The 25,869-nt window shown below is 57.6% G+C and carries 24 protein-coding genes and 1 pseudogene; 6 read left to right on the top strand and 19 right to left on the bottom strand.

All coding sequences use genetic code 11. From position 1 onward, the window contains the following. Window positions 1-7: 7 nt before the first annotated feature. A pseudogene (locus BW958_RS17975) lies at window positions 8-721 on the top strand (vancomycin high temperature exclusion protein); the annotation flags it as partial. Window positions 722-744: 23 nt separating this feature from the next. Here BW958_RS17975 and BW958_RS17970 read toward each other — a convergent pair. From BW958_RS17970 to BW958_RS17945, 6 genes are all read right to left on the bottom strand, one after another. Further along, window positions 745-1,449, bottom strand: coding sequence for a hypothetical protein (locus BW958_RS17970; protein ID WP_076577283.1), 705 nt, complete (start codon window positions 1,447-1,449; stop codon window positions 745-747). 155 nt (window positions 1,450-1,604) lie between these two features. Then, window positions 1,605-2,216 (bottom strand): outer membrane protein OmpW, encoded by a 612-nt coding sequence (gene ompW, locus BW958_RS17965; protein ID WP_076577282.1) that lies wholly within the window; start codon window positions 2,214-2,216, stop codon window positions 1,605-1,607. Window positions 2,217-2,421: 205 nt separating this feature from the next. After that, window positions 2,422-4,080 (bottom strand): sensor domain-containing diguanylate cyclase, encoded by a 1,659-nt coding sequence (locus tag BW958_RS17960; protein WP_076577281.1) that lies wholly within the window; start codon window positions 4,078-4,080, stop codon window positions 2,422-2,424. A gap of 123 nt (window positions 4,081-4,203) precedes the next feature. After that, a complete protein-coding gene (uvrA, locus tag BW958_RS17955; protein ID WP_076577280.1) occupies window positions 4,204-7,029 on the bottom strand; it encodes an excinuclease ABC subunit UvrA in 2,826 nt (941 codons plus the stop codon). A gap of 105 nt (window positions 7,030-7,134) precedes the next feature. Beyond that, window positions 7,135-7,794, bottom strand: coding sequence for a LuxR C-terminal-related transcriptional regulator (locus BW958_RS17950; RefSeq protein WP_076577279.1), 660 nt, complete (start codon window positions 7,792-7,794; stop codon window positions 7,135-7,137). Window positions 7,795-8,265: 471 nt separating this feature from the next. Continuing rightward, the gene (locus BW958_RS17945) at window positions 8,266-8,865 is read right to left on the bottom strand and encodes an autoinducer binding domain-containing protein (protein ID WP_076577278.1); all 600 of its coding nucleotides are present in this window, start codon (window positions 8,863-8,865) and stop codon (window positions 8,266-8,268) included. A 335-nt stretch (window positions 8,866-9,200) separates the two neighbouring features. Between BW958_RS17945 and BW958_RS17940 the strand changes: the two genes are divergently transcribed. Both BW958_RS17940 and BW958_RS17935 read left to right on the top strand, forming a co-directional pair. After that, window positions 9,201-10,238, top strand: coding sequence for an acyltransferase (locus BW958_RS17940; RefSeq protein ID WP_076577277.1), 1,038 nt, complete (start codon window positions 9,201-9,203; stop codon window positions 10,236-10,238). A gap of 149 nt (window positions 10,239-10,387) precedes the next feature. Next, window positions 10,388-10,840, top strand: a complete 453-nt coding sequence (locus BW958_RS17935) for an N-acetyltransferase (protein WP_076577276.1) — start codon at window positions 10,388-10,390, stop codon at window positions 10,838-10,840. Here the strand turns inward: BW958_RS17935 and BW958_RS17930 are convergent. From BW958_RS17930 to BW958_RS17910, 5 genes are all read right to left on the bottom strand, one after another. Then, window positions 10,830-11,732: a sensor domain-containing diguanylate cyclase gene (locus BW958_RS17930; RefSeq protein ID WP_076577275.1), complete on the bottom strand. Its 903-nt coding sequence runs from the start codon at window positions 11,730-11,732 to the stop codon at window positions 10,830-10,832. The two genes, BW958_RS17935 and BW958_RS17930, sit on opposite strands and share 11 nt — an antisense overlap. A gap of 96 nt (window positions 11,733-11,828) precedes the next feature. Beyond that, window positions 11,829-12,776, bottom strand: coding sequence for a sensor domain-containing diguanylate cyclase (locus BW958_RS17925; protein WP_076577274.1), 948 nt, complete (start codon window positions 12,774-12,776; stop codon window positions 11,829-11,831). Window positions 12,777-12,918: 142 nt separating this feature from the next. Further along, window positions 12,919-13,545 carry a glutaredoxin 2 gene (grxB, locus tag BW958_RS17920; protein WP_076577273.1) on the bottom strand — a complete coding sequence of 209 codons (627 nt, stop codon included), beginning with the start codon at window positions 13,543-13,545 and terminating at the stop codon, window positions 12,919-12,921. A 53-nt stretch (window positions 13,546-13,598) separates the two neighbouring features. After that, complete coding sequence (locus tag BW958_RS17915) at window positions 13,599-14,324, bottom strand: SDR family oxidoreductase (protein ID WP_076577272.1); 726 nt, start codon at window positions 14,322-14,324, stop codon at window positions 13,599-13,601. Further along, window positions 14,324-14,761, bottom strand: a complete 438-nt coding sequence (locus BW958_RS17910) for a GlcG/HbpS family heme-binding protein (RefSeq protein ID WP_083687396.1) — start codon at window positions 14,759-14,761, stop codon at window positions 14,324-14,326. The genes BW958_RS17915 and BW958_RS17910 overlap by 1 nt, the downstream gene beginning before the upstream one ends. A 341-nt stretch (window positions 14,762-15,102) precedes the next feature. Here BW958_RS17910 and BW958_RS17905 point away from each other — a divergent pair, with 341 nt between their 5' ends. Next, a complete protein-coding gene (locus BW958_RS17905) occupies window positions 15,103-15,531 on the top strand; it encodes an Sbal_3080 family lipoprotein (protein ID WP_076577271.1) in 429 nt (142 codons plus the stop codon). Window positions 15,532-15,573: 42 nt separating this feature from the next. Here BW958_RS17905 and citG read toward each other — a convergent pair whose 3' ends face one another. Genes citG through BW958_RS17865 form a run of 8 tightly spaced genes read right to left on the bottom strand, consistent with a single transcriptional unit; the run spans window position 15,574 to window position 23,028 of the window. Beyond that, window positions 15,574-16,482, bottom strand: coding sequence for a triphosphoribosyl-dephospho-CoA synthase CitG (citG, locus tag BW958_RS17900; protein ID WP_076577270.1), 909 nt, complete (start codon window positions 16,480-16,482; stop codon window positions 15,574-15,576). Then, complete coding sequence (gene citX / locus BW958_RS17895) at window positions 16,460-16,993, bottom strand: citrate lyase holo-[acyl-carrier protein] synthase (RefSeq protein ID WP_076577269.1); 534 nt, start codon at window positions 16,991-16,993, stop codon at window positions 16,460-16,462. The genes citG and citX overlap by 23 nt, the downstream gene beginning before the upstream one ends. 5 nt (window positions 16,994-16,998) lie before the next feature. Beyond that, a complete protein-coding gene (gene citF / locus BW958_RS17890) occupies window positions 16,999-18,519 on the bottom strand; it encodes a citrate lyase subunit alpha (protein WP_076577268.1) in 1,521 nt (506 codons plus the stop codon). 23 nt (window positions 18,520-18,542) lie between these two features. After that, window positions 18,543-19,418, bottom strand: coding sequence for a citrate (pro-3S)-lyase subunit beta (gene citE / locus BW958_RS17885; RefSeq protein ID WP_076577267.1), 876 nt, complete (start codon window positions 19,416-19,418; stop codon window positions 18,543-18,545). Continuing rightward, window positions 19,415-19,708 (bottom strand): citrate lyase acyl carrier protein, encoded by a 294-nt coding sequence (citD, locus tag BW958_RS17880; protein ID WP_076577266.1) that lies wholly within the window; start codon window positions 19,706-19,708, stop codon window positions 19,415-19,417. The genes citE and citD overlap by 4 nt, the downstream gene beginning before the upstream one ends. Before the next feature lie 21 nt (window positions 19,709-19,729). After that, window positions 19,730-20,767, bottom strand: a complete 1,038-nt coding sequence (citC, locus tag BW958_RS17875) for a [citrate (pro-3S)-lyase] ligase (RefSeq protein WP_076577350.1) — start codon at window positions 20,765-20,767, stop codon at window positions 19,730-19,732. A 19-nt stretch (window positions 20,768-20,786) separates the two neighbouring features. Beyond that, window positions 20,787-21,653 carry a fumarylacetoacetate hydrolase family protein gene (locus BW958_RS17870; RefSeq protein WP_076577265.1) on the bottom strand — a complete coding sequence of 289 codons (867 nt, stop codon included), beginning with the start codon at window positions 21,651-21,653 and terminating at the stop codon, window positions 20,787-20,789. 22 nt (window positions 21,654-21,675) lie between these two features. Next, the gene (locus BW958_RS17865) at window positions 21,676-23,028 is read right to left on the bottom strand and encodes a 2-hydroxycarboxylate transporter family protein (protein ID WP_076577264.1); all 1,353 of its coding nucleotides are present in this window, start codon (window positions 23,026-23,028) and stop codon (window positions 21,676-21,678) included. A gap of 351 nt (window positions 23,029-23,379) precedes the next feature. Here BW958_RS17865 and BW958_RS17860 point away from each other — a divergent pair, with 351 nt between their 5' ends. Both BW958_RS17860 and BW958_RS17855 read left to right on the top strand, forming a co-directional pair. Continuing rightward, the gene (locus tag BW958_RS17860) at window positions 23,380-25,017 is read left to right on the top strand and encodes an ATP-binding protein (protein ID WP_076577263.1); all 1,638 of its coding nucleotides are present in this window, start codon (window positions 23,380-23,382) and stop codon (window positions 25,015-25,017) included. After that, window positions 25,007-25,726, top strand: coding sequence for a response regulator (locus BW958_RS17855; RefSeq protein WP_076577262.1), 720 nt, complete (start codon window positions 25,007-25,009; stop codon window positions 25,724-25,726). Before BW958_RS17860 ends, BW958_RS17855 begins: the two co-directional genes overlap by 11 nt. Window positions 25,727-25,869 lie beyond the last annotated feature (143 nt).

Raw genomic sequence — 25,869 nt, 5'->3', positions numbered from 1 at the left:
GCCTGACATGCAGTTTCGTATTTCCCCGAAAAAAATCGCCCTGTTTCTTCTGGCGGCTGTTTGCTTGTTGCTGGCGCTCGCTCTGCTGCTGCTGACTTACGGTGAATGGCGCGTCTCGAAAACCGGGCGCTTTACCTTCGACAACCTGGCCGATGTGCCCTACAACAAGGTGGCACTGGTGCTGGGGACGTCGAAATACCTGGTTGGCGGCGGCCACAACCCCTACTTTATGAACCGGATCAATGCGGCTACCGAGCTCTATAACAACGGCAAGGTTGATTACATTCTGGTCTCGGGAGATAACGCGACCGTTCAGTATAACGAGCCGCGTTTGATGCGCCGTGCGCTGATCAAGGCCGGGATCCCGGCATCAGCCATCTATATGGACTTTGCCGGTTTCCGGACCTTGGACTCGGTGGTGCGCGCTCGGGAAGTGTTCGGCCAAGCATCCTATACCGTGGTGTCGCAGAAATTTCACAACGAACGGGCTATTTTTATCGCCCATCGCTTTGGCATTAAGGCAATTGGCTACAACGCCCGGGATGTCGAGCCGGAAGAGGGGATCAAGACCCGCACCCGCGAGATCTTCGCCCGCTTTATGAGCCTGCTCGATCTCTATGTCCTGAGCAAGGAGCCGAAGTTTCTCGGCAAGCCGATTGAGATCGGAGCGCCGCAGCCCTGCTCGCCACTCAGTACATTAGGCACTCTGCAGCCATGCCTGGCCCAGAGCGCCACGACGACGCCTTAAGGATGAACCGCTTGCCAGGTCAGCCGGGTAACCCGATTGGCCGTCACTTGGCACACCATATCCAGCTCGACCCACTGTCCTTCCCGTGACAAGCGAACCCGGCCTTTAACCTGCTGGGCATCCAGCTGCCAATGGGCTCCATCATGGGTCACATCCGCCGCGCCGCTCATGGCCAGCATCTTCTGGTTGCACAACCACTCAGTACGCGCGCTGCCTGCCGCCGGGGCGCCGGCACCACCTTTATCTAAGCTGAGCTCGGCCTGACTCGGCACAAACAGCGACTTGAGCTCTGCCGCGCGGCGCACCAGCCAGCGCTCCCGCTGCTGCATGCTCACTTTGCTGACAAAGCGTTCCGGCTTGCCATGCTCGTCGAGCCATTCGAGTAAGTGACCGTCATGAAACGAGAAGCGCGCTTCGGGCTCGCGCACCCCGAACAGCTCGCCCTGCTTGAAATAGTAACGGCTGACGCCCTGCTGCTGGCCATTCTCGTCCAGTCGTGGCACCGCAATAATGACGGGAAGATCGCCATCAAGCCAAGCGGTCATGATGACGCCATCATGGCTCACCTGACGGGTGTCCAGCGCGGTGTTGGCACCCTTCTCCATCAGGTCAAACTGCTGATCAAGCGTCATCAGTGGCAGGGCGGTGGCCGGCAGGCCGGCCACCATCAGAGTCATCGACAGCAGGCAAGTGTGTTTCACCAAAACTCTCCAGTATTAAGGAGGCCACCATCAGCGGTGGCATACAGCAAGAATGGCGTCAGGCTACCCTGCCCCAGCGCGCGACTCAAGCCCGGACCAGCAAGAACAAAAAGGCCCGGAACAGAGTCCGGGCCCCATGTGATGACCAGTAGAGATTAGAAACGATAACCGGCGGCCAGCATAAAGACATACGGATCAATCTGGGTCTTTATCGTACCCACAGCAGTGTGCACATCAGTATCAATGTCGATCATCCAGGCGGAGGCGTTCATAAACCAGCGCTCATTCAACGCCACATCCACACCGACCTGACCGGCAACACCCCAGGAATCATCCACTTTTACGCTGGTACCTGACAGAGCGCCACGTCCCTCTTCGTCAAAGAAGGTGGTGTAGTTCACACCCACGCCGACATAAGGACGCACCGTACTTTTGGCATCACCGAAATAGTACTGACCCATCAGGGTTGGCGGCAGATGCTTAACCTTGGCGACTTCACCCAAGCCGCGGGTGCTGACCGTGTGGGAGAACGGGGTAGCAGCCAGCAGCTCTACGCCGATATTGTCGGTCACCATATAACCCAATGTCAGCCCCAACTGGGTATTATTGTTGACTTTGAGTTCGCCGGTATTAAGAACATCATCACTGCTTTCGTGAGGTACCACCATGGCGGCGCCACCGCGCACCAGGAAGTCACCGGCCTGGTGGGCCATTGCAATCGGAGAGGCTATTGCTGCTGCAATCAACAGAGGAAGTGTCTTTGTCATTGTATATTCCTTGTTCTGATTTTTTATGAAAGTGCCGTAAGCGCCCTCACTCTACGAAAAGGAAACAACCTCGTTATTGATTTAGCGCAATTGTTGCCGAATTTAATGATGGATGTACGAATCATCTTTTAAATGACAGATAAGGCGCACATTTATGCGTTTCACAATGCAACAACGCGATAAAAGATGTATTCATCAAGGATATTTATGGCTTGAACAGTTCGACCACCCCGAGGCTCTGCAGCTCATCACCATTAAAGGAAGGGAGCGGATCTGCCCCTTCAACCAGCATGCCGACCCAGGTGTTACGCCCCGATGTTTTGGCACGATAGACCGCCATGTCGGCCAGTTTAAGGCAGAGCGCCCAACCGGCAGCATGGCGCTCTGGCCCTGGCGGGAAGAGGGAAAACCCCATGGAGGCAGTCACTGAGATATCGGCCTTATCATTACCAAACGGCGCCATGGCGATGGCCTGTTGCAAACGCTCTGTGATGGCTCGGGCCTGCTCGCGGGTACGGCATTCACATACCACCAAAAACTCCTCGCCACCGAGTCGTACCAGTAATTCGTCATGGCGCAGCTGGCTGCGCATCAGGTCGGCAAACTGTATCAACACCAGATCGCCGGTATCATGGCCATGACGGTCATTGATCTGCTTGAAGTAATCGAGATCGATCGTCAGCACCAGCAGATGCTGATGACGGTACTCCAGCCGCTCCTGCCAGCTGTCGAGATAACGGCGGTTAAAACACTGGGTCAGCGGATCCAGATTGGCCGCCTCCTCCATACGTTGACTATGGAGTTGTAAGGTCCGGTGTTGCAGGTGCAGACGAACCGCCAGATCGCGGATCTTGCGCGACAACACTCCCAACTCATGGCTGCTATCGATAAGCGGCAGAACCACAGGGTCACTACCTATGTGATAGCGTTGGACGCCTTCCATCAGAGCGTGCAGTGGACGCAGTACGATGCTTTGCAACCGGACAAACGCCACCAGGCCACAAAGCAGGCAGATAAGCAGCGTGCCAGCCAGCACTATCAGCAAAGCTTGTCCGCTACCCAGCAGCATGTCACGGGGGGACACCAGCCGCAGTTGCAAACTGGCGTTGCCGCGATCATCAAGCAATAGCACCTCTCCCCACTGATGGCGCCACCCCTCATACCCCAGGCGGAACAAGGTGTTATTGCCAAGTGGCGTGTAAAGGGAGAGATCCGGCATCTCCTGTGGCGAGGTCAGGCTCATGGGAAGCGCCACCTTCTCTGACAGACGCCGCAGATAGTGCTCATCCAGCCAACGCGCCACCAAGAAATAGCCGTTCGGCGTCAGCGTTCCAGCTGAATTGGTGATGGGCTCGAGGCAAAACAGCAAAGGCCCCCACGGGGTTTCCTTAAGACCTTGAACGCCTTCACGATCCACCTTGGGCAGCTCTTCGAACTTGAGTTTATCGAGGTAGGCAGGAAAGACGTGATAGCTGTCTGGCGGTAAACCCGGCAGCATGATGCGGGTCCATTTCTCATACCCCTGCACCTTGATAAAGCTCATCACATTGAGCTCAAAGTCACGCATGGGAGCATCGGTTAACAGGTTGACCCGGACAAAATCCGGGTTGGTGTCTGCCATAAAGTTGTAGGCGTCATCCCACATGGACCAATCTTTGGCGAAGGCCTGCATGCCCTTCAGATCGCTTTGCACCAGACTGATAGCCCGCACCAGATGCTGGCGCATCTGCTGCTCTTCGATGCGGTGTAGTTGTGGCAACAACGCACTCAACAGGATTGCGATCAGCAATCCCATGGCCACCACCCAGATGACGCCCATCGAGAAGGCAACCTGATAGTTAATCGTCTTGGCGGGATGCTGCATCAAACGTATCCGGATTCATCGTTTTTTCTATTATGGCGAAGGATCAACAGAGCGGGTCCGATACTGGCATTCCTGTGAGAAAAAACAAAGGGGCACAAGGCCCCTTTTGCATCCCGATTTCACTCAGCGGACCAGTAACGGCCGCAAGAAACGGGCGGTATGTGACTCCTGATTCTCGCAAATTTGCTCGGGCGTACCGGTCACCAGAATACGGCCGCCACCGGCACCGCCTTCTGGCCCCAGATCGACGATCCAGTCAGCGGTTTTAATCACATCCAGATTGTGCTCGATGATGACGATAGTATTGCCGCGATCGCGCAGCTGGTGCAGCACCTTGAGCAGCTGCTGAATATCGTGGAAATGCAGACCTGTGGTCGGCTCGTCGAGAATATAGAGCGTCTGGCCAGTGTCACGCTTGGAGAGCTCGCGCGCCAGCTTGACCCGCTGCGCCTCACCGCCCGACAAGGTGGTGGCGGACTGGCCAAGACGAATGTAGGAGAGACCGACATCCATCAGGGTTTGCAGCTTACGCGCCACCGCCGGCACCGGGTCGAAGAAGGCACGGGCGTCTTCCACCGTCATCTCGAGGATTTCATGGATGCTCTTGCCCTTGTACTTCACTTCCAGCGTTTCACGGTTGTAGCGCTTACCCTTGCAGACATCACACGGCACGTAAACATCCGGCAGGAAGTGCATCTCCACCTTGATGACCCCATCCCCCTGACAGGCTTCGCAGCGCCCCCCTTTCACGTTGAAGGAGAACCGCCCCGGTTGGTAGCCGCGTGAACGCGCCTCCTGAGTACCGGACAACAGCTCGCGGATCGGGGTAAACAGACCGGTATAGGTCGCCGGGTTAGAGCGCGGGGTACGACCGATCGGGCTCTGATCGATATCCACCACCTTATCCAGATGCTCCAGCCCCTCAATGCTGCGATAGGGCGCCGGGGTCGATTCGGTCGCCTTGTTCAATTCGCGATGGGCAATACGGAACAAGGTGTCGTTAATAAGGGTCGACTTGCCAGAGCCGGAGACGCCGGTCACGCAGGTCATGACCCCGATGGGCAGATCCAGATTGACGTTGCGCAGGTTGTTGCCACTGGCGCCTTTCAACTTCAACCACTTGTCAGTCAGCGCAGTGCGCTGCTGGGGCACCTCAATTTTTTTGCGGCCCGAGAGATAATCACCGGTCAATGAATCAGGGTTAGCGATGATCTCTGCCGGCGTCCCTTGCGCCACGATGGCACCACCGTGCACACCGGCACCGGGACCGATGTCGAGCACATGATCTGCCAAGCGAATAGCATCTTCGTCGTGCTCCACCACAATCACAGTGTTACCGAGATCGCGCAGGTGAGTCAGGGTGTTGAGCAGGCGCTCGTTGTCACGTTGGTGCAAACCGATACTCGGCTCATCCAGCACATACATCACGCCAACCAGACCGGCACCAATCTGGCTGGCCAGACGGATCCGCTGCGCTTCACCGCCGGAGAGGGTCTCGGCGCTGCGCGACAGGCTCAGGTAGTTAAGCCCCACATTCACCAAGAAACCTAGCCGCTCGATAATCTCTTTGAGGATCTTCTCGGCGATCTGGGCGCGCTGACCAGTCAGGGTCAGCGTCTCAAAAAAGGCCAAGGCATCGCCAATCGAGTCATCGGCAATAGCCGGCAGATTGCGGTTTTCAATAAAGACATGGCGCGCCTCTTCACGCAGACGGCTGCCGCCACAACTGGTGCAGGGCTTGTTGGCGATATATTTGGCCAACTCTTCGCGCACCGTCATCGACTCGGTCTCGCGATAGCGCCGCTCCATGTTGTGCAAGATCCCCTCGAAGGGGTGCTTGCGCACGACCACGTCGCCACGGTCGTTCATATAGCGGAACTCGATATCGCTATGGCCCGAGCCACGCAGCAAGACCTCTTGCACCTTGACCGGCAGCTCTTCCCACGGCGAGTCGAGATCAAAGTGATAGTGCTCCGAGAGCGAGCGCAACATCTGGAAGTAGTAGAAGCTGCGCTTGTCCCAACCGCGAATCGCACCGTTAGCCAGACTCAGGGAGGGATCGTGGATCACCTTGGCAGGATCGAAATACTGCTGCACACCGAGCCCGTCGCAGGTGGGGCAGGCACCGGCCGGGTTGTTGAATGAGAAAATGCGCGGCTCCAGCTCCGAGACCGAGTGGCCGCACTCCGGGCAGGCGAAGTTGGCCGAGAAGGTCATCGGCTCCACCATCTCGCCATCCATCGGCGCCACCTGCACGATACCGCCGGAGAGCGTCAACGCGGTCTCGAACGACTCAGCCAGACGCTGTTGCAGATCACTGCGCACCTTAAAGCGGTCCACCACCACTTCAATGGTGTGCTTCTTTTGCAGCTCAAGGGTTGGCGGATCGGAAAGATCGCACACCTCGCCGTCGATACGGGCGCGGATATAACCCTGAGCCGCCAGATTCTCCAGCAGCTTAACGTGCTCGCCCTTGCGGTTACGCACGACCGGCGCCAGCAGCATCAGCTTGCTCCCCTCCGGCAATGCCAGCACCTGATCGACCATTTGGCTGATGGTTTGGGCGGTCAGCGGGATGCCGTGCGTCGGGCAGCGCGGCTCGCCTACCCGGGCAAACAGCAGACGCAGGTAATCATAAATTTCAGTGATGGTGCCGACCGTCGAGCGCGGGTTGTGCGAGGTCGACTTCTGCTCGATAGAGATTGCCGGAGAGAGCCCCTCGATATGATCCACATCCGGCTTCTCCATCAGGGAGAGGAACTGGCGGGCATAGGCAGAAAGCGACTCGACATAGCGGCGCTGGCCCTCGGCATAGAGGGTATCAAAGGCCAATGAGGATTTGCCCGAGCCGGATAGACCGGTGACAACGATCAGCTTGTCACGGGGCAGCGTCAGATTGATGTTCTTGAGGTTGTGGGTGCGGGCACCCCGGACCACGATCTTTTCCATCTTGCACACGCTCGTTTCGACACGTCAGAGCGAGTGAGTATCGCACAGTTGATACTGGATGGATAGACAGTGCCTTTTGTCACTGCCTATCCGGGGACAACCGCATCAATGCCACATGGCCGAGTCCAGATTCTCTTTGGCCCAACGCACAGCCTGCAGCCGGTTGCGCACATTGATCTTCTTGAACACGTTATAGAGATGGGACTTGATGGTGTGCTCGCTGACAAACAGGCTGCTCGCAATTTCGCTGTTGGAAGCACCTGTCATCAGGCAGCGCATGATCTCCTGTTCGCGAATGGTCAGATCGATCAGTGAATCGGTCTGCGCCTTGCGCGGACGGGCAGAGCGGTAATACTCAAGCAACTCTCCCATCACCTGTCGCGGTAGCCACATTTCACCAGCCAGTACTTTTCTGGTACCCAGTACCAGTTGACTGAGCGGCGCATGCCGGAAGAACAACCCCGACAAGCTGGGCCACGGCAGCAGCATGTCTGCCGCCACATCTTCGGGAGCATTGAGCAGCACGACCCGCGCCTGCGGACAGAGGCGCAGCACCTCTTCGTGCCAACGGGCATCCTGTGCCTGCCTGAGATACTCCTGATCCACCAGCAGTAACGCCGACGGAGACCACGCAAAGGAGGTAAAGTCATCCACATTGCAGATCAATGCGATATCTTGCACCAGCTGTTCCATCAGATAGTGGCGCAGTGTATCTGCCTGCAAATTGTCTTTAGTTATCAGCCCGATTTGATAGATGACTGACATAGTTATTTTCCTTATTACAGCCAACATCCGATTATCCCGACTGGGATAAACCACAGACTAAATCAATACCTTTCCAGCAAGAAGTATTAAAAAAGTACTAGTTCGGTCAACGTTTTTAAAAATGCTTATATAACATGGCGATAGCATTCACACCCCAATTGGGGTACTACTCGCAGCCAAGTTACGACAGCCTGTCATCATTTTATGGCAGTGAATCGAGCGGCCTGTTGAGCCTCGAAAGAAACCCAATGAAACCTAGAAAACAATATTCCCTTACGATTGATGAAGTTATATAGGGCACTCATATTCAAATGATAAAAGAGAAGTGAGATACCTTATTTATGGCTTGAACAATCTCTTGCCAAGAAGAAATAACAGAAGAATAAATAAGCGTCAGTATTCCGTTAAGGTCGATAAATAGAGAGATAATCCAGTAACGACCGAATATTGCATGCCTGAATGGCAGCAATGTCAGTGCAATCTGTCGGTTCTGATGACTCGGTAGGGGGTATGGCCTTCGTTAGGGCCTTCGACCGCCGCCCCAGGCAGCAGATTGCGACGGGCGACCCGAATGGCCGCAGCGAAAATGTTGTGCGACATCCAGAACAGCAGCGGAGAACTCTCCAGCACCAGCGCAGAATCCACCGCCGTGTGGGTAATAAACGAGAGGATGCCGTTTTCACCCTCAGCGCCATGCAGCGGGAAGGAGACGCCCTGGTGCAGACCGGAGCAGGCCACCTTCTCCATCAACTCAAGCGTATCTTTCTGCAAGAAGCGGGCTCGCTCGTCGAGGCGTCCCCAGTAAATAGGCAGTGTCTGCGTTTGGGCAAGACGAATTAGCGGATCTTCCGCTATGGGGTGGTCAGCTTCATGCACCTGCATCGACGCCTCGGTGGCCTCATTAAAAAGTACGACCCGGGCAGGCGATTGTGGCATGGGCATCACTAAGGCACACCCGAAATGGTCATATCCCATCTCCCGGCTGAACCGGCCAATCAGGGCTGACAGATGTCCACTATCCGAAGTACGAGAGAACCACTCCACATACTCACGTTGTCGTGCTTGCTGCATCCACACCACTCATGTCGTTTGCTGGTTTTTGAGGCGTATCAAGACACCGGAGGTGACGAAATACGCATGAGACTGATTTTCAGATCAACCGATGATTTCAGCAATACCCAAACGGCACTAATTTTTTCATCAATATTGGTCGTAAAGACCAACAACTCATGGAGTTATATTCACCAGAATCGATCGAAATGTCCACAAAGGTAACCTGAAATCTCCCTGCGTAACAAAGGGTAAGTACGGCACGGGGCGCTTCACAATTGGCAAGTTCCTGCCTTGTCCCACACCGTTCCCTTGCACTAACGTGTCAGCTTCTGACGTACTCTTGCTGCATCGTGATGAGAATTTCCAGTATCGAGTGTGGACGGGTCATCGCCATGATGGCCGTCATGACCATACACATTTCCCCGTTCAACAATGTGTTGGATCCCACTCTCTGGCGTGACCCCTTCTATTTCTGGCTGGGTGGAACGCTCAACCAGTTGTGCCGGTTTGCTGTCCCCCTGTTTTTCCTGTGCGCCGGATATTTTCTGCAGCCCAAACTGGCCGGCGGCCATCCACTCAGCGTTGCCTTGCGCTACTGCCGACCTCTGTTACTGCTGTGGCTGGTCTGGAGCCTGCTCTATCTGCTGATCCCGTTCAATCCGTTGGCTGCAGCCGAGCAGGGCTATCTGGCCACCTTGCAACAACAATGGCCGCTACAAATCGGCGATCGGCTCAACGTCTGGCTGGTCGGTGGCATGGTGCACCTATGGTTTCTACCCGCCCTGATGCTGGCGGTCATGCTCACGGCGTTGTGTCATGGGTTGGGCAGACCGGCACTGGCACTGTGGCTTGGTACATTTCTTTACCTGCTGGCGCTGATCGGTGGCTCCTATGCCAAGCCACTGCTGGGTGCTGAGTGGCCACTGCTGACTCGAAACGGCCCGCTTTTCTCGCTGGTGTTTGTGGCGCTGGGTGTCTGGTTGCGGCAAGGCCACTGGCAACCGGATGCCGGTACCGGCTGGTTGCTACTGACAGGTGGCATACTGCTCTATGCGCTGGAGGCTTGGGCGCTGCTGGAATTTGGGGATGTGCCGCTTAATCGTCACGACTTTTTGCTGGGCTCGCTGCCTTGGGGAGTCGGCCTGTTCGCTTTGCTGCTGGCTCATCCACAGCTGGGCGCCGGTAGTTGGCTGGAGCGGCTCTCACCCAAGGTGCTAGGTCTCTATTGCCTGCACATGCTGCCGGCCATCTGGCTGTTCGTATTTGGTCCGCAGGGCAAACTGCCCTGGTGGGAACTGCTCAAGCTGCCTCTCCTGTTTGCCGCGTCACTGCTGCTTTACCGCATCCTCTCCACCACGCCGATGACGCGCTGGCTGTTGCGTCCGCATTAAACGATTTGTCACCATCCACCATGGTTGGGCCTCCTAGTGAGGCCTTTTTTTTATTTAGCTGACGTTTCCTTTACCAAATTAGAGCGAGATCTCAACGATTGGGGAACCATGTGAGTATTCTGGCATTCTCTCCCTAATTTGGAGTCTGCATGTTGTTGCGTCCGTTTATTGCCACGGATACCGAGGCCCTGTTGCAAATCTGGCTTGAGGCATCCTGCCGCTCCCATGATTTTATTCCCGCCAGCTATTGGCAAAATAATCTGGAACTGATGCGCACCTATTATCTGCCACAGGCGAGCATCATAGTGGCGGAGCAAAATGGCCAGGTGGCGGGGTTTTACGCCCTGTGTGAGGAGCATCTGGCAGCCCTGTTTGTCTCTGTCACCCACCAGCATCAGGGGATCGGCACCGCCCTGCTAAACCATGCCAAGACCGAGAGCGGCCGACTGACCCTGCAGGTGTATGTACAAAATCAACACGCCTGTCGTTTCTACCGCCACCACGGCTTTGTCGTGATGGCTGAGCGCCTCTGCAATGGCACCGACTGCCCGGAGCTGGTGATGTGCTGGTCGCGTTACCCATCGGGCGATATCACCGCATGACGCAGTGCTCAACCCGGTTGCGACCGGCGCGCTTGGCACGATAGAGCCATTCGTCGGCACGGGCTAGCACTGTGCTGGCCTCCTCTTGTGGCAATACATCGGTACTGCCCAAGCTGACCGTGACCCGCAGTTCCGGCAGTGACGGATCAACCAACATCGTCTCCACTGCCAACCTGATCCGCTCAGCCACCCGGCGCAAAGCCACCCCGGCAAGACCTGGAAGCAAAATAACAAACTCCTCACCGCCACTGCGTACGAACAGATCTTCACTGCGCAGTAGCGCCTTGACGCAACGGCTGAAACACTGCAACACTCGATCACCGACCTGATGGCCATACAAGTCATTGATCTGCTTGAAGTGATCGATATCCAGCATGATTAAACCGGTCTGTGGATGCGCGGCGACCTGCTTTGGGTAGTGCTCGAAGAAGAAATGACGATTGTGCAAACCGGTCAGTTGATCGGTTTCACTGAGCTGCTTCAGCCGCTGCTGCAACTCGCGTTGACTGGTGATATTGCGGATGACCCAGGCCACAGCACGACGCCCTTCATACAGGGAGGGCAGCGGTGCTATCTTGCCTTCAAAATACTGCACACCTTGCGGGCCCGTGTCGGTATCAATGCCTTTGACCTCGCTCGGTGACAGCTCATATTCCACCACCTGAACTTGTCCGCTATCGAGGGCCGCACGGATTTGCGCCATCATCCAGGCAGCCTTATCCTCTGGCAAAATGTCAGCCACCATCTTCCCCACCAAGGGATTGCCATCCTGATAGGATTGCTGCTCGATACCGCCGATGTATTCGACGTAGTCACCCAGTTCACTCAAGATAAAAACCGGGTCGGGCAACTGCGCCATCACTTCATAAAGCTGTTCTACCGTGAGTGCCACACGACCTCCCACCCGAGTGAGCTGGCTGCCATAAGACCGAAAATCATCGTACAAGAAATAGACAGAGAGATGTTATCGCACGGGAAATCGGCGCTGTCACGCCTGCTTTGGAGGGGTGACCGGTAACGGTGAAGTGTCACGGGCCATGACCATGCAGTGGGCGGCACGATTACGACCGGCTCGCTTGGCGCGATAGAGCCATTCGTCGGCGCGCACCAGAACATTGCCGGCACTCTCCCACGGCGCCACCAGGGTGGTGCCCAAGCTGACAGTGACCCGCAGCTCGGGTAAGTCAGGGTCCACCACCATGTGCGACACGGCGAGGCGGATCCGCTCAGCCACCCGACGTAATGACTCACCATCCACGCCCGGCAACAGGATGACAAACTCCTCACCGCCGCTGCGCACAAACAGATCATCGCTGCGCAGCTCATGGCGAACACAGGCACAGAAACACTGCAGCACCCGATCACCCTGATGGTGCCCATACAGGTCATTAATCTGCTTGAAGTGGTCAAGATCCAGCATGATAAGACCGGAGCAGTCAAACGCTGCGACTTCAGTCGGATAGCGTTCGAAGAAGAAACGGCGATTATAGAGACCGGTCAGTTGATCGGTTTCGCTAAGGGATTTGAGGCGCTGCTGCAGCTCGTAGCTGCGGGTGATGTTGCGGCTGATCCAAGCCACAGCGCAGCGACCATCGTAGCGGGTTGAGAGCGGCGCAATCTTGGTTTCGTAATATTGTCGGCCAAGCGGCCCCTGCTCGGTATCGATGAAGCGAATCGACTCGATATCCAGCTCATACTCCACCTGCCGCACCTGACCCGTTTGCAGCACGGCCTGCACCTGCTCCATGACCCAGGCCGCCCGCTCGGCAGGTAATACATCTACCACCCGATTCCCCACCAAGGGATGACCACTCTGATAGGCGCCGGCATCAATACCTCCAATGCAATCAAGGTAATAGCCATCTTCACTGATGATAAAAACCGGATCCGGCAACTGCGCTATCACATCTTGCAGCTGCGCTATCGACAGGGTCATGCGGGTTCCTTCCACATCATCGTAAGCGGCGCCTGACAGTGCCGCTTACGAACAACGGATAAACAGAATTTATCGCATAAAAGAAGGAGTTAGGCTAACCCCAAGTCGGTCATAGCCAACAAAAAAGAGCGGATGGCCGAGATCAGATAAACAGCGGCGCATCCGCCGTTTTAGCGGCCTGCTCCAGCCAGCTCACAACATCAGTTGGCCAACGTCCAACGACAGGCCCCACATAGAGGCCGCGCAAAATGGAGAACACCACAGCCGCATCAAGCATGCGCTGCGCCAGTTGACCACTGAGGATCATCGGCACCAGCTCTTGCACCAACTCGTCACTGCGTTGCAGAAATTCGCTGCTACGAGCTTCCAACTCGGCAAAGGAGCATCCAGCCGCCTTCTGCTTATTTTCAATCCAGGCCAATTTGGCTTCTTCAGTCGCGTATTCGCCGAGCCCCATCTTGTACCAGCGCGGATAGCCAATTCCTTGCAAAACCGGAAACGCCCGCGATTGCCAGTCGGCAATATTGGCAGAGAGCGTCATCTGCTCGTCGTTGGCCCCCGTCAGATAACGAATAATATCCAGACTCTCAGGCATCGGAGTTTTACCCTCCTCGACCAAAATGGGAGCAACTTTACGACCTACCAGCGCGGTCGGTGTCGCTACGTCAGCATACGAAAGCACCACGGCAGACACGCGACGACCTGCCGCACCGGCGGCATAACGAACCCGCGAGCAAAACGGGCAATGCTCATAGACATACAGCTGCATCAGACTCTCCTGCAACAAGGTTGGCCAGCCACCATGGCTGGCAACCCGAGGCTCTATCCCAACATGATGCCGCCATCGACGGCAACATGCTGACCGGTGATAAATCCATTTTTCATCAAAAACAGATAAGTGGCGGCCAACTCATCGACACTGGCCAGGCGGCCAAGGGGAATGCTGGTTTCAAAATGCGCCTTGGTCGCCGCCACCTGCTCGGCCGGAACGTTGCGCCAGAACGGTGTCAGGGTCCAGGTGGGCGACACCGCATTAACCCGCACCCGCGGCGCCAGCTCAGCCGCCAGCCCTTCTACCAGCGCATTAATGCCGAGATTACCCACATAACTGGCGCAGGCGTGCTGGGCACGGCCGCCAGTTCCCGAGGTAAAGGTGAGCGAACCGCCCTCTTTCAACTTGTGCGCCGCCAGCTGTCCGATCCGGACATTGGTGAAAAATTTCGACTCCATGACGTGGCGGATCACGGCCATCTCGGCATTCAGGAAACCGCCACCCATCACATCCCCCACCATCGATACCACATGATCGAGTGGCGGCAAGTCTGCAAACAGGGCCGCAAGCTGATCATGGTCATGAGCATCACAACGCCGCGCATCGACGCGTTGTCCTGACCACGCCAGCTCGTGGGAGGCCTCAGAGAGGCGTTGCTCATCCCGCCCAACGATGATCAGATGGGCCTGCTCGGCTCTGGCCAACTCGGCAACCCGCAGCCCGATGCCTGAGCTGCCCCCAATGATCAGTACCGTCTTATCTTTCAGCGATCCCATCACAGCACCTCCAGCGTCATCAGGGCCGCTACGCCAGCGGCGGCGACTTGTGTGTCGTTAGGGCCGTGGGCACCACTGACCCCGATGGCGCCAATCACCTGCGATCCTGAATAAATTGGCAGGCCGCCCTCTAGCGGCGTGACACCCGGTACCGATAGAAAGCTGGGTTGACCGTTATTGATGAAGCGTTCGAATTCTCCGGATGGAGCCTGCAACAGCGCCGCCGTGCGGGCCTTGCCAAAGGCAACCGAGGGGGAAATACCGATGGCACTGTCACATTTTTCAAAGGCCACCGGCTCACCGGCCGCATCGACAACCGCCACGCTGATGTGCCAGCCATTGCGCTCGGCTTCACCCTGAGCACCTGCGATGGCAATACGCGCCGCCACCAGGGTGATCTGCGCAGAAGTTCGGGATAAAGGGGTCGTCATCGTCATGATTTTCTCCGTGACTGCCGGGAGGCATCAACCGGATGCAAAGCGGCAGGTTTCAGCGATCAAACATGATTAAGATATATCTTTTAATGAAAAACAAAAGCGCTATCTGCGCCAGTTTTCATTTGTGAGGCCCCTTTCCCTGACAAGAGCTGACACACGCCTCTTTCGGTCGCGCACTCTGATATCTCCTGTTGTCATCAGGTTCTGCGCACGTTCGAGACTATTCGCTGCATCTCCCATCGATGATGCTACCGGGATTCATCACTCCGCCTCTGCTATCCTGCCGGCCGCTCGACACCCAGCCCCTTATGAATCTTTTCTGCCCCTTTCGGAGAATCGTGATGCGTCGTACTGCCTTACTCTGTTTGCTCTTCCCGTTATTGACGGCCTGTACCTCGGTATCGGTGCAACCGGTCGCCAGAGAAAGCCGTCTGCAGGAGGTGTGTATTCAGCGCAATCCCAAGGTCGCAGTGAGTGATTTTCTGATGGTGTTGCAGGCCGGTTTTAGCCGTCACAACATCAAGACCCGCCTGTTTGATGGCGCCAAGCCGGATGATTGCGAGTATGTGCTCAACTACACGGCGCGCCGGACTTGGGACATCGTCCCCTATCTGAGTCAGGCCGAGCTGACACTGACCCGCAATATGGAGCAGGTGGGCTACGCCCAATACCACCTGCGCGGTCGCGGCGGGTTCTCCCTGATGAAGTGGCAAGGAACCGCCAGCAAGATTGACCCGGTGATCGACCGACTGCTGGCCAACCAGTGGTAAAGCGCCAGAAAAAAGCGCTATCCGTTGGGATAGCGCTTTTTATCAGGGCGACACGACCGGCTGATGGGTCGCCGGGGGCCGCACCGGCAACATCGGCCGAAGATCCTGCGACGGCAAGGCAGCCAGCAACCAGGCCACGGCCAGCAGATCGGCACTGCCACCGGGGCTCAGATTGCGCGCGATCAACTGCCTGTCCATCTCGACCAGATCGCCATGATGCCAGCCATTGCGCAGCAGTTGCCGGGCATAGTGCTGCACATAATGCAGCCCGGCCATCCCGCCACGGGAGACCAGATTGGTATCGGGATTGACCGCCATCAGGCGCAGCAACGCCTGCAGCAAATGCTGCTCGTCAGCATGACCTGAGGCCGGCCAGTGCGGCAGCAGATGACGGCGCACCGTGGCAAAACCGCTTTGCACCTCACCGCGAGCACCGGTCAGTCCAAACCGTAAATAGAGCTGCTCACCGGCAGTACGGCCACGGGCGCCACGGGCCAGTTCGCGCTCCACCATGCCCTGGCAGAGCAGGGCGACTTCCTGACAAAGACGCTCACGGGTAAGCCTTTCTCCTTGCGCTTGCAACCGCCCGGCCACACCGCACAGCAGCCCCAGCGAGAAGATGCCGCCCTTGTGGGTATTCACCCCGCAGGTGGCAGCAAACATCGCCTGTTCGCAGGCCATCCCGGCATCGCGTAGCGCCGCCAGCAAGCTAGCCGGTGCCTGCTCGGCAGTATCAATTCCCAGCTCATAAAAGCAGAGAAACCAGGGTGCGATGGCCGCGATGCTGGCCAAAAACAGCGGGTAATCCATGTCTTTGTGGGCGCCATTACCCAGGCGATCCACCAGCCCCGGCTTGGGGGTCAGATCGATCTCCATGCGCAGGGCGCTGGCGGCCAACTCGGGGATGGGGCGGTGAGTCCGCAGGGACTCACTGCCTTGCAAAGTAATCATCGATCAGGGTTTCCACACGGGTAACAACGTCCAGCAGCGGATGGCGCCGGGAGCGTGAGCAGGCGTGCGCCGGTTCACTGCAGATAAGACAGCCGCGTCCGGCCATGTTGATGGCTGAGCGCCCAATTGGACCGGCCTGCGGGCAAAACAGATCAAAATCCCACAACCGTCCGAGAGGATGGCTCTCTTCGAGATCGACACACAGGCGCTTGAGTGAGAAGGCCGGGTGGTTGACGCTCCACAGCGCCGTACCACCGGCAGGAGAAGCAAAGGTGGCGTGCGCCAGCACACTCAGTCCATGACGCCGCAGCATCTGCTGACAGGCCTGCCGGCCCTCCTCCAGCAGGCGCTGATAGCGCAGGCTCTCCTTGATAGGACCGGGCGTCACCAGCGAGAGGGCGATCAGCGGCTGCCGATAACCATCCAGCCAGCTGCGCTGGCGGCGAGCCCGCTCATCCTTGGCTGCCAGCAACTGATCGAGCGTAATGCCCGTGTTGGCGCTCGCCTCCATACTGCTTACTCCTTCACCTGGCGAACCAGATCAATCACGCTGCCATCGCGATAACGCACCACACCGACGATGCGATCGGTGAACTCGATGGGCTTGGGCTCGCCAGTCAGCGAGATGGCGCTCTGCCACAAGTCGTGGATATCCACTACCTTGAGGCCGGCCGCCAGCAGCCGCTCACGCACTTCCGGGCGACGCGGGTTCACCGCAATACCGTGGTCGGTTACCAGCACATCGATGCTCTCACCCGGAGTCAGCAGGGTCGTCACGCGCTTGACCACGGTCGGAATCCGGCTGCGCAGCAGCGGAGCCACCACGATGGTGAGGTTGGCCGCGGCCGCCACGTCGCAGTGACCACCGGAGGCGCCACGCATCACCCCGTCCGAGCCGGTAATCACGTTAACGTTGAAATCCACGTCGATTTCGAGCGCACTCAGGATCACCACATCGAGCTGATCACAGCAGGCGGCTTTGCTACCCGGGTTGGCATAAACGTGGGTAGAGATCTCCACGTGGTTCGGGTTCCGCGCCAGCGACGACGCCGCCTGAGCATCGAAGCACTGGGTATCGATCAACTTACCGATCAACCCCTTTTCGTGCAGATCGACCAGACTGCCGGTGATGCCACCCAGTGCAAAACTGGCTTTCACGCCGCTGCGCTTCATCTTCTCTTCCATAAAGCGGGTGCAGGCGGTGGACGCGGCACCAGAGCCGGTCTGCATCGAGAAGCCGTTACGGAAGTAGCCGGAGTGCTCGATCACTTCCGCCGCCTGACGGGCAATCAGCAGCTCACGCGGGTTGCTGGTGACGCGGGCGGCGCCCACGCTGATCTTGGCCGGGTCCCCGACGCTCTCGACCGGCACCACCCAATCCACCTGATCCTGCACCAGGCTGGCCGGCATGTTGGGATAGGGCACGATCTCTTCGGTCAGCAGCACCACATTGCGGGCAAACTGGGCATCGACCATGGCATAGCCGAGCGAGCCGCAGCAGGACTTGCCGTGGCTGCCGTTGGCATTGCCGAACTCGTCGCTGCAAGGCACCCCGAGAAACGCCACATCGATCTTCAGCTCGCCATCTTGCAGCAGCTTGACGCGGCCGCCGTGGGAGTGGATCTGCACCGGCTCTTCCATCAGGCCGTGCGAGATGGCGTCGGCCAGCTTGCCGCGCATGCCGGAGGTGTAGATACGCGTGATGACGCCGTTGCGGATATGCTCGATCAGGGCGTCGTTACAGGTCATCAGGGAGCTGGACGCCAGGGTCAATCCCTTAAAGCCCATCCGGGCCAGCAGTGCGACCACCTGATTGATGACCCGATCCCCTTCGCGAAACGCGTGGTGAAAGGAGATGGTCATGCCATCTTTGAGACCACAGCGCGCGACCGCCTCTTCAATGGAGGCGCACAGCTTGCGGTTGTGCTTCTGCTCCGGGTCAGACAGCCAGGGCGTCATGGTGTGCGCCGTATCGAACGACGTCAGGTGGCGCAGATGGGGGTAGGCAAGATGCAAATATTCAGTCTGGTTACTCATGTCGTGATCCTTGCTTGCAACCATTAGCGACGCACACCGGAGGCGGCAGCGCGCTCCAGTACAACCCGGGCGTGATTGATGATCGGGGCATCGATCATCTTGCCGTTGAGGGAGACCACCCCCAGACCATTGCGCTCACCCTCTTGCGCCGCGTCGATCACCCGGTGGGCGTGATCCACTTCCTGCTGGGTCGGCGCGTAGGCGTTGTGCAGCAGATCGATCTGGCGCGGATTGATGAGGGACTTGCCGTTAAAGCCCATGCGGCGGATCAGTTCGACCTCGCGCAGGAATCCGGCCTCGTCGTTGACGTCTGACCACACCACATCGAAGGCATCGATACCGGCGGCACGGGCGGCGTGCAGCACGGCGCAGCGGGCATAGAACAGCTCGGTGCCATCACCCCGCTCGGTTTGCATGTCCATCACGTAGTCAAAGGCGGCCAGCGCGATACCGATAAGGCGCGGCGAGCTGCGGGCAATCGCCACGGCATTGATCACGCCGATGGCTGACTCAATGGCCGCCATCAGCTTGGTCGAGCCAACCTCACGGCCGCACTCGCGCTCGATGCGCTCAAGGTGAGCTTCGAGCTGATGGATGTCGTCGGGCGAATCGGTCTTGGGCAGACGCACCACATCGACCCCGGCGCGCACCACCGCTTCCAGATCGGCCAGACCGAACGGGGTGCTGAGCGGGTTGATACGTACCACGGTTTCGATGTCGTGGTACATGGGGTGTTGCAGGGCATGGAACACCAGCAGACGGGCCGAGTCCTTCTCGCGCAGGGAGACCGCATCTTCCAGATCGAACATGATCGAATCGGGACGATAGATGAAGGAGTTAGAGAGCATGGCCGCGTTGGCGCCCGGCAGGAACAGCATGCTACGGCGGAGTCGACTCATTTCAGCACCTCCCAATTGATCGCCTGTTCCTCGGCAGCGCGCAGGAGGGCACTTTGCAGACGCGCACGGATGACGCAATCCAGCGCCCCCTTGTCGTCAATGATGATAAGACCGGCATCCACGCCCATCGCATGCAGCGTCTCGTGTACCACCTGGCGGATCTGATCGCCAAACTGCTTGTACACTTCGCTGTGAATCTCTACCTCAAGGGCGCTCCCGTTAGGGGCAACCTTGACCATCAGGTCGCTGGACTCAGCCGTGCCGGCCAGCGCCTCCCTTGTAATCTTCATGCTGTTGTCCTGTTAATCGAATCAGGCCACCTCGGCGCGATAGTGATGCGCGAGATGGACAAAAGTGCTTTCCGGCACGATCTCCCGAATGCGGGAAAATTGCTGGCTCTTGAGCAGACGGCGCACTTCGGAGGCCGAGATGGCCGTGCCACTGGGGCGGCAGTGACGCTCCAACTCCACCACCTGCACGGCGGACACCTGCGGATCGGGCTGTTCGAGCCAGTGGTGCATCGCCTGGTTATAGGCCCGGGTCACCGGACAGAAAGGCTCGCTACCAACGAAGCGGTGGGTGATCCCGAGCGCCGGGGCGAGGTGCTGACGAAACAGCTGCAGGTCAAGCCCGCTCCAGGCTCGCTCCACCAGCCCCTGCTCCTTGAGGAAATAGCCGGGGAAGGTGGCGCGCGAGATGAGGTAGGGCGACCCTTCGTGGACCGTGACATTGCCAAGCCCGGCGACACCGGCCTGCACCATGGCGAGCCGCTCCTGATAAGGGAAAAAGGAGGCCTCTTCCCGCACCACGAACAGGTGCAGCCAGTCGCACTCGCGAGCGGCCTGCTCGGCCAGATAGCGGTGCCCCAGAGTAAAGGGGTTGGCGTTCATCACGATGGCGCCTATCTTGGCGCCAGGACGGCGCTGCCGCGCCAGTTGCCGGCAGTAGCGGGTCAACCCGCACGGGGTGTTTTCCAGCAGCACGGCGGTATCGTCACAACGCGCCAGCAGCCAGAATCCACACTGTTCAAAACGTGCCAGATTGCAGGGCCGGGTACAGAGGAAGAGATGAAAATGGCCCTGTTCGAGGGCCAGATTTTCCACTTCCACCAGCAGCCGGGCGGCGAGGTTTTCACCACGCTCACTCTCGGCGACGGCGACGCACTTGATGACATTGGTAGCCAGACCGGCGCAGCCGACCAGCTCACCATCGCGCTGAGCCATGACAAACAGCCCGATGTCCTCGTCCATTCCCAGCAAGTTGGCAGCCAGGAAAGCGCGAACCCGTGCCCACTGCTGCGGCCATTCTCCGGCGCGCAGCACACTCAGCTCTACATTACCGTTCATCATGATGCGTCGCCTGTCAGCCTCAGTGAGCCGCTGCCATGGCAGCAACACCGGGTGCATCGGCAATCACATTGCACAACTGCCCGATACCTTCGATCTCGACCTCGATGCGATCCCCAGCCTTCATAAACAGCGGCGGGTTACGCTTCTTGCCGACCCCACCCGGCGAACCGGTGATGATCACGTCACCGGCGCTGAGGCGGGTGAAGGTGCTGATGTATTCGATCAGTTCAGACACCTTGTGGATCATGCTGCGGGTGTTGTCTTCCTGCACCATGTTGCCGTTGAGCCAGGTGCGGATGGCCAGTTGGTGCGGATCGGGGATCTCGTCACTGGTGGTCATCCAGGGGCCGAAGGCACCGGTTTGGCGCCAGTTTTTACCAGCGGTAAACCAGGTGTGTTGCCAGTCACGGGCCGAGCCATCCATGTAGCAGCTGTAGCCCGCTACGTGGGAGAGCGCCTGCTCGCGGCTGATGTGTTCGCCATCCTTGCCGATGATCACAGCCAGCTCGCCTTCGTAATCAAACTCGCTGGAGTGACGCGGTTTGAGAACCTGGGAGCGGTGCCCGGTCTGCGAATCGGGGAAACGCACGAACAGGGTCGGGGCCGGGTTGTGTTGATCAAACTCCTTGCGCTTGTCGGCGTAGTTCATGCCAACACAGAGGATCTTGCCGGGGTGTTCAATCACCGGCAGAAAGCTCACCTCATCGAGCGCCAGATCAGCCGGTTGGCTGGCAAGGCTGCGCGCCAGATCCAGAGCATCAGCCGCCAGCAGCGACTTCAGATCGGCAAAGCGGTCACCAAGGCGATTGCCAAGGTCGATGAGCCCCGCCGAGGTCACCATGCCGTAGCTGCGGCGACCTTGATGGAGATAACTCGCAAGTTTCATAACTAATTCCTACTTACTTGAATTACACCAGGAAATTGGCAAGAACCAACAGCGACACCGACACGTTGATGGCGCCGCCGATACGGGTGGCGATCTGTGCGAACGGCATCAGGCTCATACGGTTGCCGGCTGTCAGGATGGCGACGTCACCGGTACCGCCTTGGCCGCTCTGGCAGCAAGAGACGATGGCAACATCGATCGGGTGCATGCCGATCTTCTTACCGACAAAGAAGCCGGTGGTGACCAGCGCAGTCACGGTACTGACGATGACAATCAGGTTTTGTGCGGTGAAGGCATTCACCAGCTCTTGCCACGGGGTGATGGCCACACCAACGGCAAACAGGATGGGATAGGTCACCGAGGTCTGGAAGAACTTGTAGACCACTTGGGAACCTTCCAGAATGCGCGGGGAGACGCCGTGGGTCAGCTTGACCAGAACCGCCATGAACAGCATGCCCACCGGAGCCGGCAGACCGATCAGCTTGTGACCCAGCATGCCCAGCATGTAGAGCAGTACGGCCAGCAGCGCACCGGAGGCGATGGTGGTGACATCTACCTTGCCACTGAAGGCAGCGGTCAGGTTTTCAGTCTTGGAGCCCGGCATCAGTTCGCCTTCACCGGTCAGGTGCGGATAGCGCTTGCCCAATTGGTTGAGGCAGCCGGCAATCACGATGGCAGTCAGGCTGCCCAGCATCACGATCGGCAGTACGCGGCCCAACGCAACCCCTTGATCCATGTGCAGTAGGGCGGCGTAACCGATGGAGAGCGGAATCGCACCTTCACCTACGCCACCAGCCATAATTGGCAGGATCAGGAAGAAGAAGATCTGGAACGGGTCCATCCCCAGCGTGATACCCACGCCCATCCCGACCAGCATGCCAACAACTTCGCCGCACACCATGGGGATGAAGATACGCAGGAAGCCCTGGATCAGGGTGGTGCGGTTCATGCTCATGATACTGCCGACGATGATGCAGCAGATGTAGAGATAGAGGATATTGGTGGACTTGTAGAACTTGGTGGTGGATTCCACGACCACGTCCGGCAGCAGTCCGTAGTAGACCAGGGCAGAGGGGATGAAGGTGGCGCAGATGGCCGCCGCACCCATCTTGCCGACGATCGGCAGACGCTTGCCGAATTCACCGCAAGCAAAGCCAAAGAAGGCCAGGGTCGCTACCATCACCACGATGTCGCTTGGCAGCTTGCCGTTCAGGCAATCGATGGCAATCAAGGCGCCAGCCAGAAGGAACAAGGGCAACGGAATCACCCCGACCTTCCAGGAGTCCATGATCTGCCACCACTTCTCTTTCAGGGTCAGATTCGGTTCACCCGACTTTTCGTAGGGGACCGTGTATGCATTTTCAGATGCGCTCATTTTTTTGACGTCCTATGGTTAGTTGTCACGGCGATACTAAAAAATGGCGGCTGCACAATATGTGATGGAATACCTATTGGCCAAGGAGATTTAATGGAAGGTATGGGTTCTATGGTTTCTATTATTGGAGTGTGATGTTGTTCTTATTTATTTTCGTGGTTTCTATGGTTTTTATTTCCGGCCAGGTTAATAGGTCGTAAATTATCTTAACAATAAGATTCGACCAGCGTCCACAAAAGCTTCGAGCGACGCCGACACGTGCAGAAGATCACAAGTTTCAGGCAAAGCACAGCAAGATACGTGGTAACACTGCTAGAATCCCGCTTCATCCTTTATCTTCCTCTTGCGGTCATGAAACTCTCATTTCGCATCAAACTGTTTATTCATCTGATCGCATTTTTCTCGGTGCTATTTATTGGGCTCGGCACCTATTACTATTTTGATGTCGGACACCAGCTATATCAGGAAATGAGTGAGCGTGCCAGAATTCAGGCCGAAGAGATTTCCATGATTCCTGCTTTACAAAAAGCCGTCGAACAGAAAGACAGCAACAGCATATATTCATTCATGACTGATATTGCCCGGCGCAGTGACGCCAGCTTTATTGTGATTGGTGATAATAACGGAAAACACCTCTTTCATTCGGCCTCGAAAAACCGGATCGGAACCGACCTGGTCGGCGGCGATAATCAGGAAGTGTTGAAGGGTAAAACCATCACCACCATCCGCAAGGGGGGGCTCGGTGTCTCCTTGCGCAGCAAGGCGCCGGTGTTCAGTGCCGATGGCGACGTGATCGGTATCGTCTCGGTCGGCTATCTCACCAGCCATCTCGACCGCATCACCCTGTCCAAAGTGATCGACTTGTTTGTCGCCGCCGTGCTGCTGATGGTGGCCCTCTTTATATTCTCCTGGTTTTTCACTCGTAGTATCAAAAAGCAGATGTTTTCGCTGGAGCCGCGTGAAATCGGCCTGCTGGTGCGCCAGCAGCAGGCATTGATGGAGTCGATCTATGAAGGGGTCATCGCCATTGACGAGCGCTCGCGTATTGCCGTCATTAACCGGGCGGCCAAGCGACTGCTGGGACTGGATACCCCCTCGCGCCTGCTGCGCGGTTTGCCGCTTGAGGATGTGATTGCCCACGTCCCTTTCTTCGAGCCGCAGATGATGCTGGACAAAGATACCCACGACGAGATCTGCGTCTTTAACCAGTTGACCGTCATCGCCAGCCGGGTTCGTATCATGCTGGAAGGACGCCTGCAGGGCTGGGTGATCACCTTTCGCGATCGCAATGATATCGACAGCATGAGCATGCAGCTCAGTCAGGTGAAGCGCTACGTCGACAACCTGCGCATCATGCGTCACGAGCAGCTTAACCGCATGTCGACCCTGGCTGGACTACTGCATATGGGGCACTACGAACAGGCCCTCGATTATATCCATGCCCAGACCGAGCATGCCCAGGAGTTGCTGGATTTCCTGTCGGAGCGCTTTAGCTCCCCAACCCTGCGCGGCCTGCTGCTAGGCAAATGCTCCCGCGCCCAGGAGAAGGGGGTGGCGCTCAGCTTCGATCCTGCCTGCCTGATGGATCGCACTTTTCATACCCTCGATGAAGCGGAGCTCATCTCCATCATCGGCAACCTGCTGGACAATGCCATCGAAGCCACCCAGCGCTCGGAAGGGCCACACGCGCCGGTAGAAGTGCTGATCCGGCTCAATGCCCGTGAACTCATCATCGAAGTGGCCGATCAAGGAGTGGGGATCTTGCCGGAGCTGCGCGACCACATCTTTGAGCCCGGCTTTACCACCAAGCGCAGCGGCGATCACGGCATCGGACTGCATCTGATAGCCAACTATGTCCATCTGGCGGGCGGCATGATTGAAGTGGCCGACAACGACCCGCGTGGCACCATTTTTTCACTTTTTATCCCCGACACCCAGGGCACACCTCGCCCGGTATTCCTGCAGGGAGACACCGACTATGCAACCTGATCTGACCCACGTGCTGATTGTGGAAGACGAAAGCCGCTTGGCCGAGCTTCATGCCGAGCTCATTACCAAGCATCCACGTCTGCAACTGGTGGGGACCGCCGCCAGCCTGGCCAGTGCCCAGGAGCAAATCCGCAGCAAACGCCCCCATTTGATCCTGCTCGATAACTACCTGCCGGATGGCAAGGGGATCTCGCTGATCAACCATCCGCTGCTCAAAGAGTTCGGCTGCTCGGTCATCTTCATCACGGCGGCCAGCGACATGCAGACCTGTAGCCAAGCGATCCGTAACGGCGCGTTTGACTACATCCTCAAGCCGGCCTCGTGGAAACGGCTGAGCTATTCGCTGGAACGTTTCGTGCAGTTTCGCGATCAGCAGCGGGTGTGGAAGGTGGTGGATCAGAAGAACGTGGACTCTCTCTATCAACTGCAGGGTAAGAACTTTCGCCCCGAAACCGGCGCCAAGGGGATCGATGACAACACGCTGCAACGGGTGCAGCGCCTGTTTCTGGAGAACCCGGAGCAGCGCTATAGCGTCGAGGAGGTGGTGGAAGAGAGCGGCCTGAGCAAGACCACGACCCGCCGCTATCTGGAACACGGGGTAGAGAGCGGTTTTCTGCAAGTCGAGCTGCTGTATGGCAAGATTGGCCACCCGCGCCGCCTCTATCGCAAAGCGGATGATGCCGGCAGCGAGCCGCAGCACGCCCACTGACTTTTGCCCGGATAGACAAAAACAAACCCCTCCGGCCGCTAGGCGATCGTGAACTGACCCCATAAAGTTGGACAGTTAAAGATACGGGTTAAATCAAGAAGGCCTGAGTTCGGTACTGCACCGGACTCAGGCCTTTCAATTTT

It is taken from the genome of Aeromonas sp. RU39B (assembly GCF_900156095.1).
GTDB lineage: Bacteria > Pseudomonadota > Gammaproteobacteria > Enterobacterales > Aeromonadaceae > Aeromonas.
The sequence above is the reverse complement of the archived record's forward strand: the minus strand, read 5'-3'. Positions and strand labels throughout refer to the sequence as shown.

Excerpts from the sequence above, each read along its gene's own strand:
- ompW (WP_076577282.1), bottom strand. The coding sequence starts at position 2,216 with ATGACAAAGACACTTCCTCTGTTGATTGCAGCAGCAATAGCCTCTCCG.
- BW958_RS17960 (WP_076577281.1), bottom strand. The coding sequence starts at position 4,080 with ATGCAGCATCCCGCCAAGACGATTAACTATCAGGTTGCCTTCTCGATG.
- uvrA (WP_076577280.1), bottom strand. The coding sequence starts at position 7,029 with ATGGAAAAGATCGTGGTCCGGGGTGCCCGCACCCACAACCTCAAGAAC.
- BW958_RS17950 (WP_076577279.1), bottom strand. The coding sequence starts at position 7,794 with ATGTCAGTCATCTATCAAATCGGGCTGATAACTAAAGACAATTTGCAG.
- BW958_RS17945 (WP_076577278.1), bottom strand. The coding sequence starts at position 8,865 with ATGCAGCAAGCACGACAACGTGAGTATGTGGAGTGGTTCTCTCGTACT.
- BW958_RS17940 (WP_076577277.1), top strand. The coding sequence starts at position 9,201 with ATGAGAATTTCCAGTATCGAGTGTGGACGGGTCATCGCCATGATGGCC.
- BW958_RS17935 (WP_076577276.1), top strand. The coding sequence starts at position 10,388 with ATGTTGTTGCGTCCGTTTATTGCCACGGATACCGAGGCCCTGTTGCAA.
- BW958_RS17925 (WP_076577274.1), bottom strand. The coding sequence starts at position 12,776 with ATGACCCTGTCGATAGCGCAGCTGCAAGATGTGATAGCGCAGTTGCCG.
- grxB (WP_076577273.1), bottom strand. The coding sequence starts at position 13,545 with ATGCAGCTGTATGTCTATGAGCATTGCCCGTTTTGCTCGCGGGTTCGT.
- BW958_RS17915 (WP_076577272.1), bottom strand. The coding sequence starts at position 14,324 with ATGGGATCGCTGAAAGATAAGACGGTACTGATCATTGGGGGCAGCTCA.
- BW958_RS17910 (WP_083687396.1), bottom strand. The coding sequence starts at position 14,761 with ATGACGATGACGACCCCTTTATCCCGAACTTCTGCGCAGATCACCCTG.
- BW958_RS17905 (WP_076577271.1), top strand. The coding sequence starts at position 15,103 with ATGCGTCGTACTGCCTTACTCTGTTTGCTCTTCCCGTTATTGACGGCC.
- citG (WP_076577270.1), bottom strand. The coding sequence starts at position 16,482 with ATGATTACTTTGCAAGGCAGTGAGTCCCTGCGGACTCACCGCCCCATC.
- citX (WP_076577269.1), bottom strand. The coding sequence starts at position 16,993 with ATGGAGGCGAGCGCCAACACGGGCATTACGCTCGATCAGTTGCTGGCA.
- citF (WP_076577268.1), bottom strand. The coding sequence starts at position 18,519 with ATGAGTAACCAGACTGAATATTTGCATCTTGCCTACCCCCATCTGCGC.
- citE (WP_076577267.1), bottom strand. The coding sequence starts at position 19,418 with ATGAGTCGACTCCGCCGTAGCATGCTGTTCCTGCCGGGCGCCAACGCG.
- citD (WP_076577266.1), bottom strand. The coding sequence starts at position 19,708 with ATGAAGATTACAAGGGAGGCGCTGGCCGGCACGGCTGAGTCCAGCGAC.
- citC (WP_076577350.1), bottom strand. The coding sequence starts at position 20,767 with ATGATGAACGGTAATGTAGAGCTGAGTGTGCTGCGCGCCGGAGAATGG.
- BW958_RS17870 (WP_076577265.1), bottom strand. The coding sequence starts at position 21,653 with ATGAAACTTGCGAGTTATCTCCATCAAGGTCGCCGCAGCTACGGCATG.
- BW958_RS17865 (WP_076577264.1), bottom strand. The coding sequence starts at position 23,028 with ATGAGCGCATCTGAAAATGCATACACGGTCCCCTACGAAAAGTCGGGT.
- BW958_RS17860 (WP_076577263.1), top strand. The coding sequence starts at position 23,380 with ATGAAACTCTCATTTCGCATCAAACTGTTTATTCATCTGATCGCATTT.
- BW958_RS17855 (WP_076577262.1), top strand. The coding sequence starts at position 25,007 with ATGCAACCTGATCTGACCCACGTGCTGATTGTGGAAGACGAAAGCCGC.